General features: G+C 66.9%; 3 protein-coding genes. 2 read left to right on the forward strand and 1 reads right to left on the reverse strand.

Features of this window, described 5'->3' with window-relative positions:
• On the reverse strand, nt 1–445 hold a 445-nt coding region (locus AC0VX0_RS12165), incomplete at its 3' end, for a hypothetical protein (RefSeq protein WP_475452153.1).
• Between the two features lie 887 nt (nt 446–1332).
• Here AC0VX0_RS12165 and AC0VX0_RS12170 point away from each other — a divergent pair.
• Together AC0VX0_RS12170 and AC0VX0_RS12175 are read left to right on the forward strand one after the other, a co-directional pair.
• Nucleotides 1333–2322, forward strand: coding sequence for a DUF2332 domain-containing protein (locus AC0VX0_RS12170; RefSeq protein WP_101967766.1), 990 nt, complete (start codon nt 1333–1335; stop codon nt 2320–2322).
• 80 nt (nt 2323–2402) lie between these two features.
• A complete protein-coding gene (locus AC0VX0_RS12175) occupies nt 2403–3149 on the forward strand; it encodes a class I SAM-dependent methyltransferase (RefSeq protein WP_101967759.1) in 747 nt (248 codons plus the stop codon).
• Nucleotides 3150–3178: the final 29 nt, after the last annotated feature.

The raw sequence follows: 3178 nt of genomic DNA on the forward strand, positions 1-3178 counted from the left end.
CCCCCAGGCTGGTCTGCACGATGTGCACCACCTTGCCCAACCACTCCATGTCCGGGACCACCGAGGCGTGGTAGATCAGCTGCACCCGCACCGGCTGCCCCACGAACCCGCCCGACCACTTCGAGAGCCTGACCGCGGCCCGGGCCGGACGGCCCAACGCCATCGCCGGGCAGACCTGCTCCGTGAGGTGATCGGTGATCTCCGCCCGTTGACGAGCGCGCTCCGCCGCCACGAGAGCTCCGGCCGAGACCACGGCCGAAGCCCCACCGATGCCATACGCCGCAGACGGGTCGCCCACCGAGAGGATGCCCACCCCCACGCACGCGCACGCTCCCAGCCCAGTGGCCACCCCCACGTACCGCATCGGCTGCGGCTGCGGGACCAGACGCCGAATGCCGGCGTCAACTTCCACATGCCCCACAGGGGCTTGCACAGAGGTGCTCATCTTCTGCCCTTCCACTTCGTGACGATGACCGCGGGGCACAGGCCCCCTCACCAGCCAGAAGGCCCAATCCCCGCCGTGATGTCCCTCGCCCGAAGCAGATCCGACCCCCACCCCCTTCCACGCGCTTGACATGGGGGGGTACGCTTGCGACTGGGCGACGCAGTCGAACGGACGCAAGCGGCCCCTCCAGATCAGCCCGTTCCAGAGGGAAATATCCCGCGACTTCCTGCCTCATTTCCCTCAGGGATGAGGCAGGAGATCACGCCTCAGACTGGCGCCGGTTCTGGCATGGACACCACCTCGCTGTCGAGATGCAGCGAAGATTTCGTAAACGCGCATCTATGTTTCATACGACCCGGAGAGCCTTGATCGTTGACTGGTAGGAAAACTGGTCGCATAGTGCCCCGGCTTTGGTGTCGAGATGCAGCGAAGATTTCGGAAACGCGCGAATATGTTTCATCCGCAATCCGGCGCCTCAGCCCTTGACAGATGCAAATCGACCTAGCCGACTCGTGCCGGCCGTAGATCGCCGGCATCACGACCGCGTTCCACTTCCTCCCACGGTGGTGAAGGACCCAAGATGGGGCCATGGCCACATGGGACCCCTTCGAACCAGGAGTCCTCCTCTGCCCCGCGGACGTTTGATCCGCGGACGCCGGTGGTCCGCATCTATCCAGCGGGATCCCAACTGGGGGCTCTATGCCCTCTGGCGCCGCCCCCACCCCAGATGGCCTTACGCCTGGGTGCCGTGGCCGGACTTCGGCCTTCCCCTCGACTCCCGCCAGGCTCGGACTGCGATCGACCAGACCTGGAAGCTCAGCGCCCGCCACCGGGTCGAGATCTCCTGCGGTGGTGACCGAGGAACTTGGGGCGAGTACAGTGCCGTTATGTCGACCACCGTGATGGACGGTTATGCACGCTGGGCCCACGTGGAGGCCCGTGGAGTCTCCAAGATCTACTACGACTGGGCCACAGGCATTGCGGGCGATCCCACCTTGGCCGAGCGGATCGCAGCACTTCCCCCAGGGAAACGACAGCCCAACTTGATCTTCGCAGCCGCCAGATTGGCCGGTGCACCCTTGGGCCCCTACTCACAGCTTCGGCCATGGCTCATCGACCATTGGGACGTCGTCGCCCACGTAGCCCTCACGCATGCAACTCAGACCAACGAGGCCGGGCGATGCGCCGTCCTGCTCCCCGCCCTCGCCGGGATCCGCCATCAGCCCCTGGCGCTCATCGAAGTCGGCGCCGCAGCCGGCCTCTGTCTCTACCCCGACCGTTACAGCTACCGGTACCTGCTGCCCGACGGGACCGACTGCGTGCTCCACCCCGACGACGGCCCCAGCGGCGTCATACTCGACTGCCTCATGGACCCGAAGGACGACCTGCTCGACCGGCTCCCCCTCGTGACTTGGCGCGCCGGCGTCGACCTGAACCCGCTGGACGTCACTGACTCAGACGACATGCTCTGGCTCGAAACGCTGATCTGGCCGGAGCACGACCATCGCCGCGCCCGTCTCCGCGCCGCATCGCAGATCATCGCCCAGGACCTCGCGCACCTGCGTACCGGAGATCTCCTGGAGCAGCTGCCTTCTTTGTTGAACGAGGTGCCGTCGGGCACGACGCCGGTGGTCTTCCACAGTGCCGTCCTGACCTACCTCTCCTCCCGGGACCGCGCCGCATTCATCGAGCTGATCCGCTCACACCCGGAGGTGACGTGGATCAGCAATGAGGGTGAATCCGTACTGCCGGAGGTGAGTGCCCAGGTGACCGAACCCATCGACGGTCGCACCATCGTGGCTGTCAACGGCACACCGATAGCCCTGGCTGGACCGCACGGGCAGAGCTACCACAGCCTCCTCCCCGCGTGCGCATGACGCGACTCGCCAGCGGCGTCGGAAATCATCGCGCTTTCCGCGTCACCCGCCCCGCATCTCCACAGTGGAAGGATCGCGCCATGCCGGACGCCGTCTTCGACCATCCCCGACTGGCCGCCGTCTACGACGCTCTGGGCTCCGCGGACCGCCCCGATCTCCAGGAGTACGCAGGCACCGTGGTGGGCGAGTTCGGCGCCAGGAGCGTCCTCGACATCGGGTGTGGCACCGGCACGTTCGGACTGCTGCTGGCCGAGCGCGGCGTCCACGTGACCGGGGTGGACCCCGCAGCTGCTTCCATTGCCGTGGCCCAGTCGAAACCAGGCGCAGAGGCCGTGATGTGGATCGTCGGAACAGTGGACGACGTCCCCGCGCTGCAGGTGGATGCGGTCACAATGACCGCGAACGTCGCTCAGGTGTTCCTCGATGACGACACATGGAACGCGACACTGCGGGCCGCCTATGCCGTGCTCCGTCCCGGCGGGGTCCTCGTCTTCGAGGCGCGTCGCCCCGACGACCGAGCCTGGGAACGATGGACACCGGACGCCACCCGCCGCATCGTCCCCGTACCGGGCGTAGGCGAAGTGGAGACATGGGTGAGCACAACCAGCGTCGTGGGCGAGGTGGTGACCTTTGACGCCCCCACCGTGTTCCATGCTGACGATGAGCGGCTCGAGTCGACCTCAACCCTGCGCTTCCGGTCTCGGGACGCGATCGAGGCCGCTCTCGTCACCGCCGGTTTCGCGATCGTCGACGTTCGCGACCTGGCATACGCACCCGGGCGAGCTTGGCTCTACATCGCGCGCCGCCCCCGCCTGGGACCTGCATGACGCACGCGCATGGCCGCGCGGCACTCCCG

It is taken from the genome of Micrococcus sp. iso_26 (genome assembly GCF_056172975.1).

Excerpts from the sequence above, each read along its gene's own strand:
- AC0VX0_RS12175 (WP_101967759.1), top strand. The coding sequence starts at position 2,403 with ATGCCGGACGCCGTCTTCGACCATCCCCGACTGGCCGCCGTCTACGAC.
- AC0VX0_RS12170 (WP_101967766.1), top strand. The coding sequence starts at position 1,333 with ATGTCGACCACCGTGATGGACGGTTATGCACGCTGGGCCCACGTGGAG.